The sequence below is a fragment of the Sulfitobacter sp. HI0040 genome (assembly GCF_001634885.1).
GTDB lineage: Bacteria > Pseudomonadota > Alphaproteobacteria > Rhodobacterales > Rhodobacteraceae > Sulfitobacter.
The window spans coordinates 1-22,184 of record NZ_LWEX01000608.1 but is presented as its reverse complement, the minus strand read 5'-3'; the positions used below and the strand labels follow the sequence as shown (position 1 = coordinate 22,184).

26 protein-coding genes and 1 pseudogene are annotated in these 22,184 nt (G+C 64.1%); 1 reads left to right on the top strand and 26 read right to left on the bottom strand.

What is annotated here, in order from left to right; all coding sequences use genetic code 11:
* The 24 genes from A3728_RS21890 to A3728_RS21775 all read right to left on the bottom strand — a co-directional run.
* Positions 1-372 (bottom strand): 2Fe-2S iron-sulfur cluster-binding protein (locus A3728_RS21890; protein WP_150120952.1); only part of this gene is annotated, 372 nt, incomplete at its 3' end.
* Positions 373-376: 4 nt separating this feature from the next.
* Entirely contained in the window at positions 377-781 is a 405-nt protein-coding gene (locus tag A3728_RS21885; RefSeq protein WP_067928796.1) for a DUF5333 domain-containing protein, read from the bottom strand.
* 118 nt (positions 782-899) lie between these two features.
* Positions 900-1,226, bottom strand: coding sequence for a hypothetical protein (locus A3728_RS21880; RefSeq protein ID WP_067928793.1), 327 nt, complete (start codon positions 1,224-1,226; stop codon positions 900-902).
* A gap of 162 nt (positions 1,227-1,388) precedes the next feature.
* Positions 1,389-1,850, bottom strand: a complete 462-nt coding sequence (locus A3728_RS21875) for an HD domain-containing protein (protein ID WP_067928791.1) — start codon at positions 1,848-1,850, stop codon at positions 1,389-1,391.
* Positions 1,851-1,853: 3 nt separating this feature from the next.
* On the bottom strand, positions 1,854-3,149 hold the full coding sequence (nuoF, locus tag A3728_RS21870) for an NADH-quinone oxidoreductase subunit NuoF (protein ID WP_067928789.1): 1,296 nt from the start codon (positions 3,147-3,149) through the stop codon (positions 1,854-1,856).
* Between the two features lie 4 nt (positions 3,150-3,153).
* Positions 3,154-3,414 (bottom strand): DUF5337 family protein, encoded by a 261-nt coding sequence (locus tag A3728_RS21865; RefSeq protein WP_067928787.1) that lies wholly within the window; start codon positions 3,412-3,414, stop codon positions 3,154-3,156.
* 17 nt (positions 3,415-3,431) lie between these two features.
* Positions 3,432-4,385: a hypothetical protein gene (locus A3728_RS23560; RefSeq protein WP_067928785.1), complete on the bottom strand. Its 954-nt coding sequence runs from the start codon at positions 4,383-4,385 to the stop codon at positions 3,432-3,434.
* Positions 4,386-4,463: 78 nt separating this feature from the next.
* Positions 4,464-5,714 (bottom strand): NADH-quinone oxidoreductase subunit E, encoded by a 1,251-nt coding sequence (locus A3728_RS21855; protein ID WP_067928783.1) that lies wholly within the window; start codon positions 5,712-5,714, stop codon positions 4,464-4,466.
* A 10-nt stretch (positions 5,715-5,724) separates the two neighbouring features.
* Complete coding sequence (locus tag A3728_RS21850; RefSeq protein WP_067928781.1) at positions 5,725-6,210, bottom strand: hypothetical protein; 486 nt, start codon at positions 6,208-6,210, stop codon at positions 5,725-5,727.
* Complete coding sequence (locus tag A3728_RS21845) at positions 6,207-7,427, bottom strand: NADH-quinone oxidoreductase subunit D (protein WP_067928779.1); 1,221 nt, start codon at positions 7,425-7,427, stop codon at positions 6,207-6,209. The genes A3728_RS21850 and A3728_RS21845 overlap by 4 nt, the downstream gene beginning before the upstream one ends.
* The gene (locus tag A3728_RS23555) at positions 7,427-7,600 is read right to left on the bottom strand and encodes a hypothetical protein (RefSeq protein ID WP_201722116.1); all 174 of its coding nucleotides are present in this window, start codon (positions 7,598-7,600) and stop codon (positions 7,427-7,429) included. The genes A3728_RS21845 and A3728_RS23555 overlap by 1 nt, the downstream gene beginning before the upstream one ends.
* Positions 7,600-8,232 (bottom strand): NADH-quinone oxidoreductase subunit C, encoded by a 633-nt coding sequence (locus A3728_RS21840; RefSeq protein ID WP_067928777.1) that lies wholly within the window; start codon positions 8,230-8,232, stop codon positions 7,600-7,602. Before A3728_RS21840 ends, A3728_RS23555 begins: the two co-directional genes overlap by 1 nt.
* A gap of 28 nt (positions 8,233-8,260) precedes the next feature.
* Positions 8,261-8,800 (bottom strand): NuoB/complex I 20 kDa subunit family protein, encoded by a 540-nt coding sequence (locus A3728_RS21835; protein ID WP_067928775.1) that lies wholly within the window; start codon positions 8,798-8,800, stop codon positions 8,261-8,263.
* Positions 8,791-9,156, bottom strand: coding sequence for an NADH-quinone oxidoreductase subunit A (locus tag A3728_RS21830; protein WP_067928773.1), 366 nt, complete (start codon positions 9,154-9,156; stop codon positions 8,791-8,793). The genes A3728_RS21835 and A3728_RS21830 overlap by 10 nt, the downstream gene beginning before the upstream one ends.
* Before the next feature lie 204 nt (positions 9,157-9,360).
* Positions 9,361-9,798, bottom strand: a complete 438-nt coding sequence (locus tag A3728_RS21825) for a hypothetical protein (protein ID WP_150120951.1) — start codon at positions 9,796-9,798, stop codon at positions 9,361-9,363.
* A 398-nt stretch (positions 9,799-10,196) separates the two neighbouring features.
* Entirely contained in the window at positions 10,197-10,976 is a 780-nt protein-coding gene (locus A3728_RS21815; RefSeq protein ID WP_067928766.1) for a crotonase/enoyl-CoA hydratase family protein, read from the bottom strand.
* 29 nt (positions 10,977-11,005) lie between these two features.
* Positions 11,006-11,863: a hydroxymethylglutaryl-CoA lyase gene (locus A3728_RS21810; protein ID WP_067928764.1), complete on the bottom strand. Its 858-nt coding sequence runs from the start codon at positions 11,861-11,863 to the stop codon at positions 11,006-11,008.
* A 55-nt stretch (positions 11,864-11,918) separates the two neighbouring features.
* On the bottom strand, positions 11,919-12,587 hold the full coding sequence (locus tag A3728_RS21805) for a glutathione S-transferase family protein (RefSeq protein ID WP_067928761.1): 669 nt from the start codon (positions 12,585-12,587) through the stop codon (positions 11,919-11,921).
* Positions 12,584-14,530 (bottom strand): acetyl/propionyl/methylcrotonyl-CoA carboxylase subunit alpha, encoded by a 1,947-nt coding sequence (locus tag A3728_RS21800; RefSeq protein WP_067928759.1) that lies wholly within the window; start codon positions 14,528-14,530, stop codon positions 12,584-12,586. The genes A3728_RS21805 and A3728_RS21800 overlap by 4 nt, the downstream gene beginning before the upstream one ends.
* A gap of 105 nt (positions 14,531-14,635) precedes the next feature.
* Positions 14,636-16,240 (bottom strand): carboxyl transferase domain-containing protein, encoded by a 1,605-nt coding sequence (locus tag A3728_RS21795; RefSeq protein WP_067928757.1) that lies wholly within the window; start codon positions 16,238-16,240, stop codon positions 14,636-14,638.
* Positions 16,237-17,706, bottom strand: a complete 1,470-nt coding sequence (locus A3728_RS21790; protein ID WP_443069030.1) for an AMP-binding protein — start codon at positions 17,704-17,706, stop codon at positions 16,237-16,239. The genes A3728_RS21795 and A3728_RS21790 overlap by 4 nt, the downstream gene beginning before the upstream one ends.
* A 57-nt stretch (positions 17,707-17,763) precedes the next feature.
* A complete protein-coding gene (locus A3728_RS21785) occupies positions 17,764-18,483 on the bottom strand; it encodes a flavodoxin family protein (protein ID WP_067928753.1) in 720 nt (239 codons plus the stop codon).
* Positions 18,476-18,877, bottom strand: a complete 402-nt coding sequence (locus A3728_RS21780) for a DUF1622 domain-containing protein (protein ID WP_067928750.1) — start codon at positions 18,875-18,877, stop codon at positions 18,476-18,478. Before A3728_RS21780 ends, A3728_RS21785 begins: the two co-directional genes overlap by 8 nt.
* A 111-nt stretch (positions 18,878-18,988) precedes the next feature.
* Positions 18,989-20,152: an isovaleryl-CoA dehydrogenase gene (locus tag A3728_RS21775; protein ID WP_067928748.1), complete on the bottom strand. Its 1,164-nt coding sequence runs from the start codon at positions 20,150-20,152 to the stop codon at positions 18,989-18,991.
* A 180-nt stretch (positions 20,153-20,332) separates the two neighbouring features.
* Here A3728_RS21775 and A3728_RS21770 point away from each other — a divergent pair, with 180 nt between their 5' ends.
* Positions 20,333-20,809, top strand: a complete 477-nt coding sequence (locus A3728_RS21770; protein WP_067928746.1) for a pyridoxamine 5'-phosphate oxidase family protein — start codon at positions 20,333-20,335, stop codon at positions 20,807-20,809.
* Positions 20,810-20,840: 31 nt separating this feature from the next.
* Here the strand turns inward: A3728_RS21770 and A3728_RS21765 are convergent, their stop codons facing one another.
* Together A3728_RS21765 and A3728_RS21760 are read right to left on the bottom strand one after the other, a co-directional pair.
* The gene (locus tag A3728_RS21765) at positions 20,841-22,049 is read right to left on the bottom strand and encodes a DegT/DnrJ/EryC1/StrS family aminotransferase (protein WP_067928744.1); all 1,209 of its coding nucleotides are present in this window, start codon (positions 22,047-22,049) and stop codon (positions 20,841-20,843) included.
* Positions 22,046-22,184, bottom strand: a pseudogene (locus A3728_RS21760) (haloacid dehalogenase); the annotation flags it as partial. The pseudogene A3728_RS21760 and the gene A3728_RS21765, both read right to left, overlap by 4 nt.

The window sequence follows — 22,184 nt, the reverse complement described above, 5'->3', positions numbered from 1 at the left end:
CTGATCCTGCAGGTCGCATTCACCGCCCTGATCGCAGATCGGGCAATCCAAGGGGTGGTTGATGAGCAGGAATTCCATCACCCCTTCGCGGGCCTTCTTGACCATCGGGGAATTGGTTTTCACCACCGGCGGCTGGCCTTCGGGGCCGGGCCGCAGGTCACGCACCTGCATGGCGCAGGAAGCGGCGGGCTTGGGCGGCCCGCCGACGACTTCCACAAGACACATCCGGCAGTTGCCCGCGATCGACAGACGTTCGTGGTAGCAGAAACGGGGAATTTCGACCCCCGCCTCCTCGCACGCCTGGATCAGGGTCATCGCGCCCTCGACCTCGACTTCCTTGCCGTCGATGATGATCTTGCGGATGTCGCTCATATGCTCACTTCGCCTTCAATAGAGAACCGATCCGGCTCGATTTTTGAATCTCTGCGCGTCCGAGCGCACAATAGCTTTGCGGGTCCGAAGTATCGACCCCCCGCGCCTTGAAAAATGCAGCCCCGCGGGCCTTCATCCGCGCCTTTTCCGCATCGCTGTCGACATAGGCCTCGATCTCCGCGTCGGAGTAGCCCAGATCGCGGGCCTTGTCCTTCAGCCCGTAGAGATAGCCGATCGCGGTCAGCATGCGGGCGCTGATGTCGGGGCAGTTCTTGCGGATACGGTCCGCGATGCCGAGGTCCAGCAGCGCGTCGTCGATGGCGGGCACGTCGCGCAGGGGCGGTTTTGCCGCAACGGGTGCTGCCAGCAGGGCCAGTCCGACGGCGGCGGTGATCATCATGCGTTTCATATCGCTCTCCTCATGTGACGGGGTTCTGTTCCCCCCGTCGGACATGGGGTTTGGGCCTTCGGAAATACAATAACACTCCCGATAGCAGGCGCCTGATGGCAATATGTCGCCTTTCGCATCACTGCGGGCAGATTCCTTCGAGCCGCAGGGACCCGTCCACCAGCCGCAGCCTTTCGGGCAGTGTGTCCGGTCCCGCGATCCACTGGATGTCGGAAGAGCCATAGGTGCCGACGCAATAGGATACCGCCGCGTAACGGCCCGCTTCGCGCGCGCCCTCGATGGATCGGGCGGCGTCCCTGACCTCGATCGTGATGTGGTCGCGCTGGCCGTCGACCTTGCGGACCTTGGTGGGGAAGTAATAGCCGTCGAACAGGACCCGGTCCTCGGCGCTGGTGCAACCCGCCGCCAGGGCAAGGGCGGTCACGATCAGGATTGTCCGGGTCATCGCATCACTCCGATAGAGGGGCCGCGCGGTACCGCGCGATATTTCGATGCCCCGTCCGGACAGACCGGCAGGGCGCGGTTTCGCTATCGCCATTGTCGCGCCAATGGTCAAGACGCACCGGTTTGACCGGATGCGCCTCTAGGGCCGCGCGGCAGCGCCTGTTCATGCGTCCTGCCCCGTGTCATCGGTGCGCAACAGGGCCTGCATATTGGCGTATTTCTGCAAGAGCCGGTCACGTGTCTTGTCATCGAGCATCAGCAGGCGGCGTGGATCGGCATTGTCGTCGAGATCGGCCTGTTTCACGCGGCGCGCGCAGGCATCGGTATTGACCCGCGCCATGTAGCTTTCCACGCTTTCCTCGGGCCGATGCGTCAGGCAATCGACCGAACGCGCGGTGCTGTCGCCAAAGGTCTCGCGGATGCGCTCCAGCGTGACGTCGGTATCCTCCACCGTGTCGTGCAACAGCGCGACGATCCGGTCGGCGTCCTCCGTCATTCGCGCGGTGACCCGCGCCACATGGCCGATATAGAGCTGCCCCGCGCGGTCCGTCTGGCCGCCATGGGCCGTCAGCGCCAGTTCAAACGCGGCGCCGACAGAGGCTGATGCGGGATCGGCCGCGGCCACGGATCACTCCGCCGCGACCGCGCTGACACGGCCCGTGCGCTTGTGCTTGATGCGATCCTCGATCTCGTCCCGGAAATGCCGGATGAGACCCTGAATGGGCCATGCCGCCGCATCGCCAAGTGCGCAGATCGTGTGGCCTTCGACCTGCTTGGTCACGTCCAGCAGCATGTCGATTTCCTCGGGCTCCGCATCACCGGTCACAAGGCGGTCCATCACGCGCATCATCCAGCCGGTGCCTTCCCGGCAGGGGGTGCACTGACCGCAGGATTCATGCTTGTAGAATTTCGACAACCGCCAGATCGCCTTGATGATATCGGTGGAATTATCCATCACGATGACAGCCGCAGTGCCGAGCCCGGAACGCTGTTCGCGCAGGTAGTCGAAATCCATGATCGCTTCGCGCATGTCCTTGCCGGGGATCAGCGGCACGGAGGATCCGCCGGGGATCACGGCCTTCAGGTTGTCCCAACCGCCCCGGATGCCCCCACAGTGAGTCTCGATCAGCTCCTCGAAGGTGATCGACATGGCCTCTTCGACCACGCAGGGGTTGTTTACATGGCCTGAAATGGCAAAGAGCTTGGTGCCCGCGTTGTTGGGGCGCCCGAAGCCTGCGAACCATTCCGGGCCACGACGCAGGATCGTTGGCACCACCGCGATGGATTCGACGTTGTTCACCGTCGTCGGGCAGCCATAAAGGCCCGCACCGGCGGGGAACGGCGGCTTCATCCGGGGCATGCCCTTCTTGCCTTCGAGCGATTCCAGCAGGGCGGTTTCCTCGCCGCAGATATAGGCCCCCGCGCCATGGGCGACATAGAGGTCGAAATCCCAGCCGGAACCGGCGGCGTTCTTGCCCAGAAGGCCCGCGTCATAGGCTTCGTCGATAGCGCGCTGCAGCGCCTCGCGCTCGCGGATGTATTCACCGCGGATGTAGATATAGCACGCATGGGCGTTCATCGCGAAAGAGGCGATGAGGCAGCCTTCGATCAGCGTGTGCGGATCATGGCGCATGATCTCGCGGTCCTTGCAGGTACCCGGTTCGGATTCGTCGGCGTTGACCACCAGATAGGCGGGCCGCCCGTCGCTTTCCTTGGGCATGAAGGACCATTTCAGACCCGTGGGGAAGCCAGCACCACCCCGGCCCCGCAGGCCGGAGGCCTTCATCTGATCCACGATCCAGTCGCGGCCTTTCTGGATGATGCCCGCGGTACCATCCCAATGGCCCCGCTGCTGCGCGCCCTTCAGGCTGCGGTCGGCCATGCCGTAGATATTGGTGAAGATGCGGTCTTGGTCCTGAAGCATGAAGCTACCCTCGGTTGTCTCGGCCCGTGGGACCGGAAGTCTTTCGGCCGGCCCGCCGGGCCTGCCACATCTGAAAAATCACCACCATGGCCCAGAAAAGGGCCGCGAGCGCGGCGAGATCGAACAGGAAGGCATAGCGCCCGGGCAACCCCATGGCGGGGGCGGCCCATTGGGCCGCGAGCCACAGCAGCATGGTGCCCGCGATTACCGCGGCCGCCGTCTGGCCCTTGCGCGCGAGCGCCCTGTCTGCGTTCCTGTCTTCCACCGCGATTGCCTGTCGTGTCAGCCCTGAGTGGCCTTGGCGAGCGCGCTGGCCTGACCCACCCAGTCGTCACGGCGGATACGGCCCTTGAACCTCAGACGGGAATCGACCCAGTCGATCTCCTCCTCCGTCCAGTCGGCAATCTGATCGTAGTGATAGAAGCCCAGATCGTTGAGCGTCTGTTCCATCTTGGGGCCGACACCCCCGATGCGCTGCAGATCGTCGGCAGACCCGCCGCGCGGCGCGTCCAATGTGACCGGTGCCTTACCCTCACCATCAGCGTCCGAGGGCATTTCCTCCGAAACCTCTGCAGTCGAATCCGCGACGGGCGCAGCCGTGGCGGCACCACCTGCCGCCGGATCGTATTTCCACGATCCCTTCCGGGCGGCCAGTTCCGCCTGCCCCTGCAGCGGCTTGGAGGGGCGCACCTTGAAGGGCGCGTCGCTCTCTGCCTTCACGTCATCCGCGTCGGGAACCACGCCATTGACGGGCTTTCCCGCAGGCGCGGCGGCGTCGGATTTTGCCGGGGGGCTTTCCACGGGCGCTGCCTGATCCAACTCCTCTGCCGAAGCGGCAGGCTCCGCACGGTCCGGCGTTTCGTCGACGAATTCAACGGCAGAGGTCGTGCCGCTTTCATTGGGCTCCGCCTCGGGCTGGGGATCGGGGCTGGCAACAGTGGCCCCTGCCCCACCCGCGAGCGAGGCGGAGGCGATGTCAGCCCCGCTGTCGCGCTGCCGGGCGGCGGCGCGGCGCTCTTCGGCGCTGCTGCCGAAGGGGTTTTCGTCTTCCGTGCCGGAACACAGGACCTTGGACAGGCCGAAACCGACGATCGCCCAGAGGATCAGGCCGACAAGAATGGCACCCAGCCAGCCCCAGCCCCCGATGAGACATAGGATGGCAACGATCACGCCGACGGCAGCGCCGGTCCACCAGCACCGGCGGGTGCAGGCCTCTTTCGTGGATGATGTATTCATGTCCGTGTCGTCCCCCTTGGTTCAGGTCGCGGCGGTGGATGTGGTACTGCGCTTGCTTCCGTCTCTCCTACCGCCTGTTCATTTATCCTTCGAACCGGACACGAGGCCGCCCGCTTGGGCCACCCATGCATCACGGCTCGCGCGCCCTTTGAAACCCTTGAGGTTCTGATCGACCCAGGCGACCTCTTCGGGGCTCCAGCCCGCGATCTGGTCGTAATGATAGATGCCCATGTCGTTCAGCGTCTTTTCGACTTTAGGACCGATGCCCTTGATCTTCTTGAGGTCATCCGCCCCGGCGTCGCGCGCCGTCGACAGCGCCACGGGCCTCGTGCCGGGATCGGCGTCCTTGGCCGAGGGGGTCGCCTCAGGCGCGGGGTGGCCGGATTCCGCCCCCACACCAGTGTTCTTTTCGGGCGGTGCGACGCTGCCTTCATCTGGGCGACCGGTGGCTTCGACGTTTGGCGCTTCGCCCTCGGCTTCGGAATATTTGTCTGAACTGTCGCCCACATCGCGCGGCGCGGGGGCTTCGGCCTCTGTCCTGCCACCCTGTGCGCCGTCGGGGCCCGAGGGGGCCATCAGATCGTCGCGCGGGGCGACGCCATCTGCATCCTCGTCCACGCCATTGTCCTGCCATGGCGTGGTCAGGGGCACTTCGGTTCCGTCGATGCGCTTGATCGTGTCGCCGATGCTCACCGCCAGATCGGCAGAGGCGTTGTATTCGGGGCGGCCTTCGGCATGGTCTTTCAGGCTGGTCAACCCGGCGGCGGGTTCGGACGCATAGCGGCCATTCTGCGGGCCCGGCACAGGCACGTCGCCCGCGGCCATTTCATCGATGATCTCGCCCAGACGTTCCGCCGTCAGATCCTCGTAATAATCCTTGCCGATCTGCGCCATGGGCGCATTGGAGCAGGCCCCGAGGCATTCGACCTCTTCCCAGCTGAACTTGCCATCGGCGGAAAGTTCATGCGCCCGCGGCGCGATACGTTCCTTGCAGACGCCGATCAGGTCCTCGGCCCCGCAGATCATGCAGGACGTGGTGCCGCAGACCTGAACATGCGCCACGCTGCCCACGGGCTGAAGCTGGAACATGAAATAGAAGGTCGCGACCTCGAGCCCGCGGATATAGGCCATGCCGAGCATTTCGCTCACATGTTCGATGGCCGGGCGGGACAGCCAGCCTTCCTGTTCCTGCGCGCGCCAGAGCAGCGGAATGATGGCGCTGGCCTGACGGCCCTCGGGGTATTTCGTCATCTGTGCTTCGGCCCAGGCCTGATTGTCGGGCGTGAAGGCAAAGCTTTCGGGCTGTTCGGGGTGCAGTCGGCGGAGCATGTCTGTCCTACTATTCGGTCGGTGTGCAGGCGTCTTCGGCGAGCGTCGCCGTCCTGCCGGTAACGGTCAGCGTGCCGTCTTCGAACATCGGCAAAAGCACGGCCACCTTGGCCGCATCCGACAGGTCGGGCGCCAGTTCGGCAAGCCGCGCCTCATCCACCGAACAATCGTTTTCGGCAAAGGTCCGAAGCAGCACGTCGCGCGGCGAGGGCGCGGGTTCCGCGGGCGGGCAGACCGAGGCGGGCAGATGCATTTCATTGTCGGCGTTCATCGACGCCTCGCCGTCGGCCAGCAACTGGGTCAGCGTGTCGCTGACAAAGCGGAAATCGAAGCCTTCAGGGGCCAGAACTTCGTTCATGCCGCGTTCCGACACGATGCAGCCTTCCCGCGCGAGCACGGTAAACAGCGCCGCTTCGGAGGTTTCCTGCGCCGCGAGCGGCAGCGGCAGCGCAAGGCTGGCCAGCCCCGTGAGCGTGATTATGCGTGCGGCATTCATCGATCGATCTCCCCGAAAACAACGTCCATAGTGCCGATGATCGCCGCCACATCCGCAAGCTGGTGGCCCTTGGAAATGTGATCGATCGCCTGCAGGTGCAGATATCCCGGCGCGCGCAGCTTGGCGCGATAGGGCTTGTTGGTGCCATCGGCGACGAGATAGACGCCGAATTCGCCCTTTGGCGCTTCCACCGCGCAATAGACCTCTCCCTCGGGCACGTGGAAGCCCTCTGTGTAGAGTTTGAAGTGGTGGATCAGGCTTTCCATGTCGGTCTTCATTGCGGTGCGCGACGGCGGCGTGATCTTGCCCCTTGCAAGGATATCGCCCCGACCTTCGGGTTCGCGCAGTTTGACGATGGCCTGTTCCATGATCCGCACGGACTGGCGCATCTCTTCCATGCGGACGAGATAGCGGTCGTAGCAGTCGCCGTTCTTGCCGACGGGGATCTGGAAATCGAACTCGTCGTAACATTCATAGGGCTGCGCGCGCCGCAAATCCCATGCGAGGCCGGAACCGCGCACCATCACGCCGGAAAAGCCCCATTCCTGAATGTCCTGCTCGGAGACGACGCCGATATCGACGTTGCGCTGCTTGAAGATACGGTTTTCCGTCAGCAGCCCGTCGATGTCGTCAAGCACCTCGGGGAACTGTTTGCACCATGCCTCGATGTCGTCGATCAGCGCGTCGGGCAGATCCTGATGGACGCCGCCGGGCCGGAAATAGGCCGCGTGCAGACGCGCACCGCAGGCCCGCTCATAGAAGATCATCAGCTTTTCGCGTTCCTCGAACCCCCAGAGCGGCGGGGTCAGCGCGCCCACGTCCATGGCCTGCGTGGTCACGTTCAGCAGATGCGACAGGATGCGCCCGATCTCGGAGTAGAGCACCCGAATGAGCGACGCGCGGCGCGGCACCTCGACGCCGGTCAGCTTCTCGATCGCGAGGCACCAAGCGTGTTCCTGGTTCATCGGGGCGACGTAGTCGAGCCGGTCGAAATAGGGCAGGTTCTGCAGGTAGGTCCGGCTTTCCATCAGCTTCTCGGTCCCGCGGTGCAGCAGGCCGATATGCGGATCGCAGCGTTCGACGATTTCGCCGTCAAGCTCCAGCACCAGTCGAAGAACACCATGCGCGGCAGGGTGTTGGGGGCCGAAGTTGATGTTGAAGTTGCGGATCTTCTGTTCGCCGGTCAGGGCGTCTTCGAAACCTTTGCTACCGTCCATCACCTACGCTCCAACTCTTGCAGCCGCATGCTCATCCACCAAACCAGCGCCAGTGTTCCGAAGGGCACGAGGCAGGCAAAGGCCCAGTATTTGTGAATTCCGAAATGCGGCAGCAGCTTCAGCATCGGAATGATGAAAAGCGCCGACAGGATCAGCCAGCCGAAAAAGCCCATTACTTGTCTCCCGGTTTGGAAACATGCCCGTCGGGCGCCGATTTGTCATCACCCGGCAGGATATAGTCCGCCCCTTCCCAGGGCGACATGAAATCGAACTGCCGATATTCCTGCACCAGCGAGACGGGTTCGTAAACGACGCGCTTCTCCGCCTCGTCGTAGCGCACCTCGGTATAGCCGGTGGTCGGGAAATCCTTGCGCAGCGGAAAGCCGCGAAAACCATAGTCCGTCAGGATGCGGCGCAGGTCCGGGTGACCGGAAAAGAGGATGCCGAACATGTCGAAGACTTCCCGTTCGAACCAGTTGGCCGAAGGATGCACGTTCACCAGCGAGGGCACCATATCCTTTTCCCGCACGGCGACCCGCAGGCGGATGCGGTGGTTCTGGTACATGCTGAGCAGGTGATAGACCACGTCGAACCGCTTTGCCCGCCCGATGTGATCCACCGCCGTGATGTCCACCAGCGTGGAAAACCGGCAGGTCGCATCGCCCTTGAGGAATTCGACGAGCCCGGCGATGTTGCCGAGGGTGACGTTTAGGTTCAATTCGCCGTGGCGCACATCCCAGCCGAGCACGCAGTCGGGGCGCTTCGCCTCGATATAGGCGCCCAATTCCTGAAGCTGTTCACTCATGTAGGGATCTCCCTGATCCAGCCTGCGTTCATCGCACGATCGTTCCGGTACGGCGCATCTTCTTCTGCAGCTGAAGAATGCCGTAAAGCAGCGCTTCCGCGGTGGGCGGGCAACCCGGCACATAGACGTCCACCGGCACGATCCGGTCGCAGCCGCGCACCACCGAATAGCTGTAGTGATAATATCCGCCGCCGTTGGCGCAGGATCCCATGGAGATCACGTAGCGCGGCTCGGGCATCTGGTCATAGACCTTGCGCAGCGCGGGGGCCATCTTGTTGGTGAGCGTGCCCGCGACGATCATCAGGTCCGACTGGCGCGGGCTGGCGCGCGGCGCGGTGCCGAAGCGTTCGAGGTCATAGCGCGGCATGGAGGTGTGCATCATCTCCACCGCGCAGCAGGCGAGCCCGAAGGTCATCCAGTGCAGCGAACCGGTGCGTGCCCAGTTGATGATGTCTTCGGTCGAGGTCAGCAGAAACCCCTTGTCCTGAAGCTCCGCATTCAGGTTCTGGGTTGCCACGTCCCGGTCCATCCCGGCGGTGGCCGGGGTATAGGTGTCGGTCACTGCCATTCCAGCGCCCCCTTCTTCCATTCATAGGCGAAGCCCGCGGTCAGCACGGCGAGGAAGACCATCATCGACCAGAAGCCGATCATGCTCATGTCCTTGAAAGCGACCGCCCATGGAAACAAGAACGCGATTTCCAGATCGAAGATGATGAACAGGATCGACACGAGGTAGAACCGCACGTCGAACTTCATCCGCGCGTCGTCAAAGGCGTTGAACCCGCATTCATAGGCCGAGACCTTTTCCGGGTCCGGGTTGCGCACCGCGATGACCACGGCGGCAAGGATCAGAACAAGGCCCAGACCGATCGCGACGGCAAGGAAGACGAGGATCGGAAGATATTCCCGCAGCATGTCGTCCAAGGGAGGCTCCTTTTCGGGTAAGACGGAGCCCACAGCCCCGCTTTCACTTGCTTTCGGGTTTATCCCTGCCGTCCGGCAGGGTCAACCGAAGCCAAGCGCATTGGGCTACTCCGCCGCAGCGATGCGAGCGCGCCCGGGGAAGGCCGTGGCAACCGGGTGGCGTACCCCCCTGCGCCGGTTTTCAAAGGTCGCGTGAAAGCCCGCTCAGGACAGCGGATCGGGGTGCCTGTGCGTACCGATCCGCAGGATTTCCACCATCTCGACAGAGACCCAGCCCCCGGCAGGCGCCACCCGCATCCGGTATACGAGAGATTCGCGCAGCGGAGGACCAAAACGGGGCGACCATGTGCGCTGCAACTCAATCGCCACCCGGGCCTGACGCAGCCGGCACACATGCACGATGTTCTGCTTCACCTCCGTCGGGCCAAGCGCGAAGACCGTTTCGCAGAGCCGGCTGTACATGGCTTCCAGATCGTCGCGGTGCTGGATCACGGCAATGGATTCGTCTGAATATATGGCCAGCGGCACCGCACAGTGACGCGCCAGCATCTCGACGTTCCCCGTCCTCAGCCAGTCCATACGTAGGGTGACGTGTTCCACAGCGCGGGAATGCGCATCCTGATGTAGCTTATGCAGTTGCATTGGGACCGATCTCTACCTCGTCAACACTCGTAAAAGACGGCCCGCGGCCGCCGCGCAACAACGCTCACCCCGCTTCTCTTCCAGATGGCAAGGGCGTCAGACCTTGAAAACCTCCCGCCCTGACATACTTTTCGGCAAGGTCGGCGCGGAAAGCATCCTTGTTCCGGATCTGCAGATTATCAGCCTTCTTTCCGTGGCGATGCCCCCGATCTACATGCCGACACATACTTGTGATAGCGTTAGCAGAGCCCTTCATGGGGCGGGGGGCCGGTTTCCCCATCCCGGGGCAGTCAAACGTGTGTTGGTGATACTCCACGACCTGCCCCTGATGAAATTCGCCATTTTGGCACCTAAAGTCTCACTATAAGGATAGATGCGGCAAAGTCACCAAGTTTTTGTCACTGCCATTCTGGCTTTCGTTTCTCGAAGAAAGCATCGATCCCTTCGGCGGCCTCATCGGTTTCCCAGCGCGCGGCAAGGGCCGAAACCGTACGCTCGATCACCTTGTCGTCGATCACCGGTCCCAGCCCCCGGGCGAGCGCCTTCGCGGCGGCCACCGCACCGGGCGCGCAGGACAGATAGGGCACGACCTCACGCTCGACCGCGGCGTCGAGTTCAGCCTCTGGCACGCAGCGGGAAAGCAGCCCCAAATCGACGGCTTCGGCGGCATCGAACAGCCGCGCCGACATGAAGACCCGGCGCGCGCGCCCCTCCCCCATGCGGGCAAGGACATAAGGCCCGATCGTCGCGGGGATGATCCCCAGCCGTGTTTCGGTGAACCCCATCCTGAGGCTATCCACCCCAATGGCGACATCACAGACAGATGCCATCCCCACGCCGCCGCCGAAGGCATTGCCCTGCACGCGCCCCACCAGGGGTTTCGGCAAAGTGTTGAGCGCATCGAGCATCCGCGCCAGCTTCAGTGCTTCGCCAGACCGCGTTTTCGCATCCATGTCGCGCTGTGCCCGCATCCAGCCCAGATCCGCCCCGGCGCAGAATGATTTTCCCGCTCCAGTGAGGACAAGCACGCGAACCGCATCGTCCTGCCCCAGCCGCCGCGCCGCATCGGTCAATTCGGCCATCATCTCGGCGGACATGGCATTGTGCTTTTCGGGCTTGTTCAGCGTCAGCGTCGCAACGCCCCGGTCGTCGGTGCGCAGTTGCAGCGTATCGTACATAAATCCTCCTGTGGGTGGCGATACCGGCTTCAGTCGCCGCGCATGTCGCGCGCCATGCGGGCGGCATCAAGGATCGCGTCCTGATCCAGCCCGGTTTCGTACCCCAGCGCCGTGAGATGTTTGTTCACCGCCTCCGTGGCCACGTTTCCGGCGGCCCCGGGAGCATATGGGCATCCGCCAAGACCGCCCACTGCCGCGTCGAAGACCCGTACGCCCAGCGACAGCGAGGTATCGATATTGCTAAGCGCCCGACCGTGGGTGTCATGGTAATGCCCGGCCAGCCGCCCCACGGGAACGACATCGCGCACCGTCAGCAGCATCCGCGCGATCCTGTCCGGCGTGCCCGCCCCGATGGTATCGCCCAGCGAGATCTCGTAGCAGCCCATGGCAAAGAGCCGGTCGGCCACCGCCGCGACCTGCGCGGGCGCCACCGGCCCGTCATAGGGGCATTCGATCACGCAAGACACATAGCCCCGCACGGGAATGTCCAGATGCCGCGCCTCTTCGAGTATGGGCGCGAACCGCTCGAAGGCCTCTTCGACGCTGGCGTTGATGTTCTTGCGGCTGAACCCTTCGGAAGCGGAGGCGAAGACCGCCACTTCGTCCGCTCCTGCAGCCCGGGCATCCTCGAACCCGCGCATGTTGGGTGCAAGGGCCGCATAGCGCACGCCGTCGCGGCGTTTGATACCGGCCAGCACCTCGGCGGAGCCGACCATTTGCGGCACCCACTTGGGGCTCACGAAACTCGCGCATTCGATGCGGTTGAAGCCCGCCTCGCTCAGCCGGTCGACTAGCGCGACCTTCTCCTCCACAGGAATGGGCCGCGCCTCGTTCTGCAGGCCGTCGCGCGGGCCCACCTCGAAGATTTCACATGGTCCTAGGCTCATGCCCGCCTCCCCTCGCTGCTGATCAATCTGCCGCCCAGCGCCTGACCGCGCCGGGTCATTCCACCGGCCAGGGTGGGTAGAAATCCTTTTCGTAAAGGCGCTGCTCATCAGGCAGCGACTTCTGGAAAGCGGGGCGATCGGTGATGCGTTCGTACCATTCGGCAACGCTGGGATGATCGTCCAGCTTCACGAAATGGCGCGCCATATAGACCGCCTGCCCTACCGAGATATCGGCAGCCGAAAACCCGCTGGTCAGCATGTAATCGCGGTTCTCGACCGGTGTGCTCAGCCGCGCTTCCAGCGCATCATAGCATTTCGCGATCCGCGCCGCCTCCAGCTTCATCACGATGGGGCTGCGCATGGAATCGTCGCGCAACGCAATGTGCTGCTGGGTCAGGGCAGCCGCGTGCTGGCTGATCGTCTCTGCGAAATGGACCCAGACCAGCCAGGCCATGCGATTGATACTCCCCGGCATCCGCCCCAGCCTTTCGGGACTGAACCGTTCGCAGAGGTATTCGGTGATCGCCCCGGTTTCGAACATGCGCTCACCGTCGATCTCCAGCGCGGGCACGCGGCCCGCGGGGGAAAGCGTCAGGTACTCCGGGTCACGCAGGCTCTTGTCGAAAGCATGCAGCTTGACCTGAAATTCGACGTCTTCAAGCTCGTTGAGCAGCCAGAGCGTCCGCATGGAGCGGGTCTGGGGGCAATGGTGCAAGGTGATCATGCGGCGTCTTCCGCTTCGGCTTCGAGCCGGACGAGCGCCGCGCCCGCCTCCACCTGATCGCCGGGCGCCGCCAGCACTTCGGCAATGATGCCGTCCCGCGCAGCCAGCAGGGAATGTTCCATCTTCATCGCCTCCAACACGGCCAGCCGGTCCCCCTTGGAAACCTTCTGCCCAACCTCGGCCTCCACCGCGCGCACCAGTCCCGGCATCGGCGCCTCGATGACGTTGCCGTCACCCTGGGCACCCGCCGCGCGGTCCAGCGGATCGACAATGTCGAAGGCCAGACCGTAGCCATCAAACACCGTCACAACGCCGTCCGCAACCGCGACCTCCGCCGCCGGATGCCCACCGATGCGCCAGCGTCCGTGCAGCCGCCGCGCCTCGACCTCTCTCTCGCCGATGGACCAGACCTGAGTATCCGCGTCCAGCACCCGCACCTTCAGCTCGAAACTCTCGTCGCCCTGCCGCAACTCGACCCGCCGCCGCAGCGGCTGCCAAAGGTGGAAACCCGCATCGGGGTCTGGCGCAAGCAGGTCCAGCGCCGCCATCCCAGCCAGCGCCTTATGCCGCGGCTCCACCCCGGGGGGGCGGGTCAGGTCATCGATGTCGCGCGCGATCAGCCCGGTATCCACATCGCCCGCGGCAAAGCCTTCATGCGCGGCCAGCGCCCCCAGAAAGGCAAGGTTCGTCACCGTGCCCCCCACCTGCGTACCCGCGAGGGCCGCGCGCAGCCGCGCCAGCGCCATATCCCGGTTCGGGCCATGCACGATGACCTTCGCGATCATCGGATCGTAAAACGGGCTGATCGTATCCCCTGCCCGGACCCCGCTGTCCGCCCGCGCCATGGCGGGAAAGGAAAGATGGCTGAGCCTGCCGGTCGCGGGCAAGAAGCCCTTGGGCACATCCTCGGCATATAGACGCGCCTCGAAGGCATGGCCCGTGATCCGCAGATCATCCTGCGCAACAGGCAGCGGCTCACCCGCGGCGACCCGCAACTGCCATTCCACAAGGTCCACACCGGTGATCATCTCGGTCACCGGGTGCTCCACCTGCAGGCGTGTGTTCATCTCCATGAAGAAGAACCCGTCGGGCCGCAGCCCGTCGGAACTGTCGACGATGAATTCCACCGTACCCGCACCGGCATAGCCGATGGCTTCCGCCGCGCGGACAGCCGCCTGCCCCATGGCGGCGCGCATCTCTTCGGTCATACCCGGCGCGGGGGCCTCCTCGATGACCTTCTGGTGGCGCCGCTGCAGCGAGCAATCCCGCTCGAAGAGATGCACGGCGCGGGTACCGTCGCCGAAAATCTGCACCTCGATGTGGCGCGGTTTGCTCACGAATTTCTCGACCAGAACATCAGCATTGCCAAAGGCCGCCTTTGCCTCGGACCGGGCCGATGCCAGGGCCTTGTCGAAATCGCCCGGCTTCTCGACCAGCCGCATGCCCTTGCCGCCGCCGCCAGCCACCGCCTTGATCAGGACCGGATAGCCGATGTCCTCGGCCTCCCGCGCGAGCAGCGCGTCATCCTGATCGGCACCGTGGTAACCCGGCACGACCGGCACACCCGCCTCGACCATCAGCGCCTTGGCCGCATCCTTCAGCCCCATGGCACGGATCGCTTTGGCCGAGGGCCCGATGAAGACCAGCCCGGCGGCCTCCACCGCCTCCACGAAGTCGGGGTTCTCGGACAGGAAACCGTAGCCCGGATGGATCGCCTGCGCGCCTGTGTCCCGCGCCGCCTGCACGATGGCGTCGCCCCTCAGGTAGCTCTCTCCGGGGGCGGAGCCGCCGATGTGCACCGCCCGGTCCGCCATCTGCACATGCTTCGCGCCCACGTCCGCATCCGAATAGACGGCCACGCAGCGCAGCCCCATGGCCCGCGCCGTTTCGATCACCCGGCAGGCGATCTCGCCCCGGTTCGCAATCAGGATCGTGTCAAACATCAACTTCGGCCTTCCGTATGTCCTTGCTTCCAAATGGCCCCAAATCCCGGGGGAGGCGCCGCAGCGCGGCGGCGGGGGCTGGCCCCCTGTCGCAGACCTGACCCATCACATGCGGAACACGCCAAAGCGTGTCTCTCCGATGGGGGCGTTCAGGCTGGCGGAAAGCGACAGCGCCAGCACGTCGCGGCTGAGACGGGGGTCCACGATACCATCGTCCCAGAGGCGGGCACTGGCATAAAGCGGATGGGATTGTTCCTCGAACATGTCGATGGTGGGCTGTTTGAAGGCGGTTTCCTCTTCCTCGGTCCAGCTGCCGCCGCCGCGTTCGATGGCATCGCGCTTGACGGTCGCCAAGACGCCCGCCGCCTGCGCGCCGCCCATGACGGATATGCGGCTGTTGGGCCATGTCCACATGAAACGCGGGCTGTAGGCGCGCCCCGCCATGCCGTAGTTGCCCGCCCCGAAGGAGCCGCCCACAAGCATGGTGATCTTGGGCACATTGGTCGAGGCCACGGCGGTGACCATCTTGGCGCCATGCCGCGCGATGCCCTCGTTCTCGTACTTCCGCCCCACCATGAAGCCGGTGATGTTCTGCAGGAACACCAGCGGGATATGGCGCTGGCTGCAAAGCTCGACGAAATGCGCGCCCTTTTGCGCCGCTTCGGAAAAGAGCACCCCGTTGTTCGCGACGATCCCGATGGGGCATCCCTTCAGATGCGCAAAGCCCGTGACCAATGTCTCGCCAAAACGCGGCTTGAACTCGTCGAAGCGGCTGCCATCCACAAGGCGGGCAATGACTTCGCGGATGTCGTAGGGGGTCCGCAGGTCGGCGGGCACGACACCCAGCATCTCGGCGGGGTCATAGGCCGGCTCTTCCGGCGTTTCCCAAACCACCGTGCGCGGCTTTGCGCGGTTGAGCGATCCCACGGCTCGGCGCGCCAGCGCCAGCGCATGGGCGTCGTCCTCGGCCAGATAGTCGGCCACGCCTGAAAGGCGCGTATGCACATCGCCCCCGCCGAGATCCTCGGCGCTGACGACCTCCCCGGTTGCGGCCTTCACCAGCGGCGGACCAGCGAGGAAGATGGTCCCCTGCTCCTTCACGATGATCGTCACATCGGACATGGCAGGCACATAGGCCCCCCCGGCGGTGCAGGAGCCCATCACCACGGCGATCTGCGGGATGCCCTTCCCGCTCATCCGGGCCTGATTGTAGAAGATGCGCCCGAAATGATCCCGGTCGGGAAAGACTTCATCCTGATTGGGCAGGTTCGCCCCGCCCGAATCCACCAGGTAGATACAGGGCAGATGGTTCTCTTCGGCGATCTCCTGCGCGCGCAGGTGCTTCTTCACGGTCATCGGGTAATAGGTGCCGCCCTTCACGGTGGCGTCGTTGCAGACCACCATCACCTCCTGCCCCTGCACGCGCCCGATGCCGGCGATGACGCCCGCCGCCGGTGCGGCCCCGTCATAGAGCCCATGGGCCGCGGTTGCCCCGATCTCGAGAAACGGACTGCCGGGATCGAGCAGGTTGGCGACCCGCTGGCGCGGCAGCATCTTGCCGCGGCTTTCATGCCGCTGGCGGCTCTTTTCACCGCCCCCCAGCGCGGCGGTTTCCGCCGCCTCGCGCACCTCTGCCAGCGCCTTGAGATGCGCCATTTCATTCGCCTTGAACGCCTCGGACGCGGGAAGGGCCTGCGATGTAAGCTTCATGTCGTTTCCTTGCCTTCGCGCGCCGCGCGCGCCTTCAGTTCCTTGCGGATCACCTTGCCCGTTACCGTCATGGGCAGGGCATCCACGAATTCGATTTCCCGCGGGTAGGAATAGCGCGCCAGCCGGTCACGCACCCAGTTCTGCAACTCTTCCGCCTCGGTGCGATCATGGGCCTTGCGAACCACATAGGCTTTCACGATCTCCGTGCGCAGCGCATCGGGTTTACCGACGACGCCCACCGTGGCGACACCGGGATGGGTCAGCAGGCAATCCTCGATCTCTGCCGGGCCGATCCGGTACCCGGCAGAGGTGATCACGTCATCCTCCCGCCCCACGAAGCGCAGGTAGCCGTCTTGCATCACGCCCCGGTCCCCGGTGATGAGCCAATCGCCCCGGAACTTCTCGGCGGTGGCATCGGGCCTGTTCCAATACTTGAGCATCATGGAGGCAGAGCCGCGCCGCACCGCGACGTCGCCTTCACCCGCAACCGGCTTGCCCGCGTCATCGATCACCGCCACCTCATGGCCCGGCACCGCCTTGCCGATATGCCCGGGACGCCCTGCAAAGCGCGCCGCACAGCTCGATGCGACCATGTTGCATTCGGTCTGACCATAGAACTCGTTGATATCAAGGCCAAAGGCGCGGCGGCCCCACTCCAGCATCTCCGCCCCGAGGGGCTCGCCCCCGCTGGCGACCGACCGCAGCCCGGGGATCGCGGTATCCGAGGCCTTCAGCATACGCAGCGCCGTGGGCGGGAAAAAGACATTCCGCACCCCGCCCCGCGCGACGATCTCGGCGCAACCTTCGGGCGTAAATTTCGGCATCCGGGCCGAGACCACCGGGATGCCCAGCGCGAGGGCCGGCATAGCGACATCGAACAGCCCGCCGATCCATGCCCAGTCCGCCGGGGTCCAGAAACAATCGCCCGCCTCGCCCAGAATATCGTGGCTGAGCGAGACGCCGGGCAGATGCCCCGTCAGCACCCGATGCGCGTGCAAAGCCCCCTTGGGCGTGCCTGTAGTGCCGGAGGTGTAGATGAGCACCGCCGGATCCTCGGCGGCGGTATCGGCGAAGGGCAGCGCGCCGCCCCTCCATGTCGGGATATCATCCATGAGCAGCGCGGGCGCCAGATCGCCAAGCAAGCCCGCGCCGCGTGCATCCGTCAGCACCAGCGTGCAGCCCGCATCCGTCACCCGGCTGGCAAGAGCATCGCGCTCGAACAGTTGGAAAAGCGGGGCGGAGATCGCCCCGATCTTCCAGATTGCGAGATGCGCCGCCGCGCAGTCCGGGGACTGGCCCAGCAGAACGCCGATCCGGTCCCCGGGCTCGACCCGTTCGCGCAGATGCGCTGCGATGGCGTCGACCCGCTCTGCCAAGGCGGCCCGGGTCACGTCATGGCGCTCCCCCTCGCGCAGGTCGATGATCGCCACCGCGTCGGGCGGGCCAGCGAGACATTGCGCTGCCATGTTCAACCTTTCGGGGATGTCCCAATTCAGCGCGTTATCAAGCCCCGGAAGCTGCATTTAGCTGCGATACTCCGGGTTTTCGAAACCGAAATCCTGCCCCGCGTCCATCGCGTTGCGATCATTGCCTTCGTTCGGGTAACCACCCGCCGCTTTCAGCATGGCGGCAAGATGCATCAGGTTCCATGTCATGATGGTCGTGTTGCGCTTGGTAAAGCTGTTGTCGAACCCCACCCGGCTGCCATCGTCCTTTTCGTCGCCGTAGGAAGGTCCCGGCCCGGCCTCGCCGATCCAGCCCGCGTCTGCCTGCGGCGGCAGAGAATAGCCCAGATGGTTCAAGGCAAAGCCCGTGGTCATCGCCACATGTTTGATACCATCCTCGTTGCCCGTCACGATGGTACCGCCGACCTTGTTGTAGAAGACCGACTGGCCCTTGTCGTTCAACTCGCCCGACATGGCATAGAGCCGCTCGATGAGCACACGGCAGACGGAACTTTCCTCCCCCAGCCAGATCGGCGTCCCGATGATGAGGATATCGGCGGCGTTCACTTTCTTCCACAGCTCGGGCCAGTCGTCGCGGTCCCAGCCATGTTCGGTCATATCGGGGTAGATGCCGGGGGGCACCTGATGGTCGAGCAGATAGAGATGTTCGACCGCGACCCCCTGTTTGCGCATGATGTCGGCACTGGCGTTCATCAGCAGTTGCGTGTGGCTTTCCCCCGGCGTTTTCTTGAGGGAGGTGTTTACGTAAATCGCCTTGAGATTGGAAAAGTCAGTCATTGCCTAGCTCCTGTTTGAGCTGACCGAGTTCACGGTCGAGGAAATATGAGGTGATGGAGCGGATGATCACGAGCATGAAAAGGAAGAGGAGGTCGGAAAACTTGAGGCTCAGCGCGGTATGGATCACATCCGACACGATGAAGAGCTCCAGCCCCGCGAGGATATAGCGGCCAAGCTCGATCCGCTCGCGGTTGGTACGTCGCACCCGATCCGCACCTTGCCGTGCGATCTCTGCAAAGATAACGCCCGCGATGAAGCGGGTGGCCCCCACGAGCAGCAGCAGGATGGCGGCAATATCGATGATCTCCGCTATGACCTCCAGCAACTCGATCAGCCAGGGCAGGCTGCCGTGCAGCACCCCGCCTTCGGCTTCAAGTTCGATCAGTTTTTCCATGATGTCTCCCCGTGCTGTTCAAAGGTCTATCATGTCAAACCGTTGGCCCGTCATATTGTTTCACGGGTTCGGCGGCAGCGCGAAAAGCGCCGGTGTAGGCGCGGCCTCGCATCACCCCATCGTCGCCAGCATTTCGCGCCCCACCAGCATGCGGCGGATCTCGGATGTGCCCGCCCCGATTTCCATCAGCTTGGCATCGCGGAAGATGCGCCCGACCGGGTTGTCGTTCAGATAGCCCGCACCGCCCATGGCCTGCACCGCCTGATGCGCCTGCACCATCGCCTGTTCGGAGGCATAGAGACAGCAGGCCGCCGCATCCTGCCGGGTCACGTCGCCCCGGTCGCAGGCCTTCGCGACTTCGTAGACGTAGGCGCGGGCGGAGTTCATCGCGGTATACATGTCCGCCATCTTCCCCTGCATCAGCTGGAAGGAGCCGATCGGCTGGCCAAACTGTTTGCGCTCGGCCATGTAGGGCATCACCTCGTCAAGGCATGCGGCCATGATCCCAAGCCCGATCCCGGCGAGCACCACGCGCTCGTAATCGAGGCCCGACATCAGGACCGCCACGCCCCGGTTCTCTTCGCCCAGCACGTTTTCGAAGGGCACCTGCACGTCGTCGAATATCAATTCGCCCGTGTTCGATCCGCGCATTCCAAGCTTGTCGAAATGCGGGCTGGTCGAAAAGCCGGTCATCGACCGTTCGATCAGGAAGGCGGTGATGCCTTTCGAGCCCGCGTGCGGGTCGGTCTTGGCGTAGACCACCAGGGTCTCGGCATCGGGGGCATTGGTGATCCAGTACTTACTGCCGTTCAGCCGATAATGATCATTGCGCTTTTCGGCCTTCAGCTTCATCGAAACGACGTCGCTGCCGGCCCCCGCTTCGGACATGGCGAGCGCGCCGACATGGGTTCCGTCGCAGAGCGCGGGCAGGTACTTCGCCTTTTGCTCCTCGCTCCCGTTGAGGCTGATCTGGTTGACGCAGAGGTTGGAATGCGCGCCGTAGGATAGCGAGACGGAAGCAGAGGCGCGCGCCAGTTCCTCCACCGCGATCACATGGGCTACATAGCCCATGCCTGTGCCGCCGAATTCTTCATCGACCGTCATCCCCAGCAGGCCCAGTTCCCCCATCTCCGTCCAGAGGTCGGCGGGAAACTCGTTGCTGGAATCGATCTCGGCGGCCATCGGCTTCACCCGTTCCTGCGCCCAGCGGTGAACCATGTCGCGCAGCGCGTTCACGTCCTCGCCCAGATCGAACTTCATGCTTGCGTCGAACATTCCACACTCCTCCCACGGGGTGGGCGCCGGTGCCCTGCGGGGCCGGATCCCATTTATTGAACGGTTGTTCATTATTTACGCAAACCCCCGCCCTGCGTCAAGCGCGGCGGTTCGACGGAACCAACCGTAAGCCCAAAGGTTGCATCCGTGACCGAAATTTAGCGAACGGAAAGCAATTCAATGTCTGACAGTTTGAAAGAGACCTTCTGGGACCGCCTGGCGGATACGCGCACCGGTATGCTGGCCACCAAGGATTCGCGCGCGGTGCCCATGTCGCATTACATTGGCGAAGACAGCGGCCGGAACGTGCTGTGGTTCATCACCGCGAACGGCACCGATCTTTCCCGTGCCGCGGCGACGGGGGCCTCCGCCGAATATCTGGTCTCCTCCAACGATGAATCCCTCTATGCCCGCATCGATGGCCGGGTAACGCAGTCCGACGACAAGGCGCAGCTGGACAAGCTCTGGAACGGCGTCGCGGGCGCATGGTTCGAGGACGGCAAGCAAGACAGTGATGTGCAACTGATCCGCATGGACCTGACCGAAGCCGAGGTCTGGGCGACCGGTGGAAGCATGCATTTCCTCTATGAAATCGCGAAGGCCCATCTTACGGATGAAAAGCCCGACATGGGCGAGCATGGCACACTGCGCTTCTGACGCCCCGCCCCCTCGGGGGCCACCTGAATGATCAACCATCTGTGCGGCGTTCACCCTCGAACGCCGCGCTGACTTCTTCGCTGATGATCCGGGCGATAAGTTCGCAATCTTCCGCCGTGAAGGTCAGCGGGATACGCATGTCCAGCAATCCACTCAGCACCAGATCGCTTTGCGCCAGCGTCTGCGTTGAGGCGTAGCGCCACGATTGATACCGGCTGGTAAAGCCCTGCGGTTCGGCGGCACCGAACCACTTCAGCTCCACCCCCCGCGCCGCGCAGCGCGACAGAACCTCCCTGATCTGCCCTTCGGACCAGTCCGGCAAAAGAAACTGTATCGACGATCCAACGAACTGCTCCGCCTCCGGGCGCTCGACGAGGGTCAGACCGGGTGTGCCGCGCAGCCCGCCTTCGATGATACGGTACCGCCGGTTCCACCTTTCCCGCTGACGGTCGAGCGTGCGCAATTGCGGGCGCAGGATCGCGGCGCGCAGGTTATCCATCCGGCCCGAGATATTGGGCGTTTCGTACCGAATGCGATCAAAAGCCTCCGGCGGCGGAGCTGCCTTGTGCGAGGCATAGAGCATGTAGGAGCCGGACAGGACGATGGCGCGCGCAGCCGCTTCGGCATCGTCGGTCACCAGCAACCCGCCCTCGCCCGCGTTCACATGCTTGTAGGTCTGGCAGGAAAAGCAGCCGATCCGCCCGTATCGCCCCGATGGCACCCCGTTCCAGCCCGCGCCCATGGTATGGGCACAATCCTCGATCACCATGATTCCGGCGGCATCGCAGATCGTCATGAGTGCGTTCATGTCGCACAGATGCCCGCGCATGTGACTGAGCAGCAGAACCTTCGCCTGCCCGGCCTTGGCCTTCAAATCATCGAGATCGATTACCAGATCACGCGTGACCTCGACAAAGACGGGTTTTGCACCCACCCCGGCGATGGCGCCGGGCACCGGGGCGAGCGTAAAGGCGTTGGTCAGCACCGGATCGCCCGGCCCGATGCCGAGGGCGCGCAGGGCCGTCCCCATGGCGTAGCCCCCCGAGGCCACGGCGAGACAATAGCGCGCGCCCGTCATCGCAGCGAATTCCTGTTCGAGCAGAACGGTTTCGGCGGTTTCGCCGGGGGCGGTATTGTATCGGTGCAGCCTGCCGCTGCGCATCACCTCCAGCGCCGCGGCGATACCGTCTTCGGGAATCGGTTCCTGCTGCGTGAAGCTGCCGGTAAAACGCTCTGTCACGCCGGGGGTCCGATGAGGCGTCCGACGATGTCGGGCAGGTCCTTGAAATCATCGAGCAGCGCCTCGGGTTCGAGGGCTGCCATATCGCCACCCGCAGGGCCGAAGGTGACCAGCACGCAGGGCACGCCCGCCGCC

Excerpts from the sequence above, each read along its gene's own strand:
- A3728_RS21885 (WP_067928796.1), bottom strand. The coding sequence starts at position 781 with ATGAAACGCATGATGATCACCGCCGCCGTCGGACTGGCCCTGCTGGCA.
- A3728_RS21880 (WP_067928793.1), bottom strand. The coding sequence starts at position 1,226 with ATGACCCGGACAATCCTGATCGTGACCGCCCTTGCCCTGGCGGCGGGT.
- nuoF (WP_067928789.1), bottom strand. The coding sequence starts at position 3,149 with ATGCTTCAGGACCAAGACCGCATCTTCACCAATATCTACGGCATGGCC.
- A3728_RS23560 (WP_067928785.1), bottom strand. The coding sequence starts at position 4,385 with ATGAATACATCATCCACGAAAGAGGCCTGCACCCGCCGGTGCTGGTGG.
- A3728_RS21855 (WP_067928783.1), bottom strand. The coding sequence starts at position 5,714 with ATGCTCCGCCGACTGCACCCCGAACAGCCCGAAAGCTTTGCCTTCACG.
- A3728_RS21850 (WP_067928781.1), bottom strand. The coding sequence starts at position 6,210 with ATGAATGCCGCACGCATAATCACGCTCACGGGGCTGGCCAGCCTTGCG.
- A3728_RS21845 (WP_067928779.1), bottom strand. The coding sequence starts at position 7,427 with ATGGACGGTAGCAAAGGTTTCGAAGACGCCCTGACCGGCGAACAGAAG.
- A3728_RS23555 (WP_201722116.1), bottom strand. The coding sequence starts at position 7,600 with ATGGGCTTTTTCGGCTGGCTGATCCTGTCGGCGCTTTTCATCATTCCG.
- A3728_RS21840 (WP_067928777.1), bottom strand. The coding sequence starts at position 8,232 with ATGAGTGAACAGCTTCAGGAATTGGGCGCCTATATCGAGGCGAAGCGC.
- A3728_RS21835 (WP_067928775.1), bottom strand. The coding sequence starts at position 8,800 with ATGGCAGTGACCGACACCTATACCCCGGCCACCGCCGGGATGGACCGG.
- A3728_RS21825 (WP_150120951.1), bottom strand. The coding sequence starts at position 9,798 with ATGCAACTGCATAAGCTACATCAGGATGCGCATTCCCGCGCTGTGGAA.
- A3728_RS21815 (WP_067928766.1), bottom strand. The coding sequence starts at position 10,976 with ATGTACGATACGCTGCAACTGCGCACCGACGACCGGGGCGTTGCGACG.
- A3728_RS21810 (WP_067928764.1), bottom strand. The coding sequence starts at position 11,863 with ATGAGCCTAGGACCATGTGAAATCTTCGAGGTGGGCCCGCGCGACGGC.
- A3728_RS21805 (WP_067928761.1), bottom strand. The coding sequence starts at position 12,587 with ATGATCACCTTGCACCATTGCCCCCAGACCCGCTCCATGCGGACGCTC.
- A3728_RS21800 (WP_067928759.1), bottom strand. The coding sequence starts at position 14,530 with ATGTTTGACACGATCCTGATTGCGAACCGGGGCGAGATCGCCTGCCGG.
- A3728_RS21795 (WP_067928757.1), bottom strand. The coding sequence starts at position 16,240 with ATGAAGCTTACATCGCAGGCCCTTCCCGCGTCCGAGGCGTTCAAGGCG.
- A3728_RS21790 (WP_443069030.1), bottom strand. The coding sequence starts at position 17,706 with ATGGCAGCGCAATGTCTCGCTGGCCCGCCCGACGCGGTGGCGATCATC.
- A3728_RS21785 (WP_067928753.1), bottom strand. The coding sequence starts at position 18,483 with ATGACTGACTTTTCCAATCTCAAGGCGATTTACGTAAACACCTCCCTC.
- A3728_RS21780 (WP_067928750.1), bottom strand. The coding sequence starts at position 18,877 with ATGGAAAAACTGATCGAACTTGAAGCCGAAGGCGGGGTGCTGCACGGC.
- A3728_RS21775 (WP_067928748.1), bottom strand. The coding sequence starts at position 20,152 with ATGTTCGACGCAAGCATGAAGTTCGATCTGGGCGAGGACGTGAACGCG.
- A3728_RS21770 (WP_067928746.1), top strand. The coding sequence starts at position 20,333 with ATGTCTGACAGTTTGAAAGAGACCTTCTGGGACCGCCTGGCGGATACG.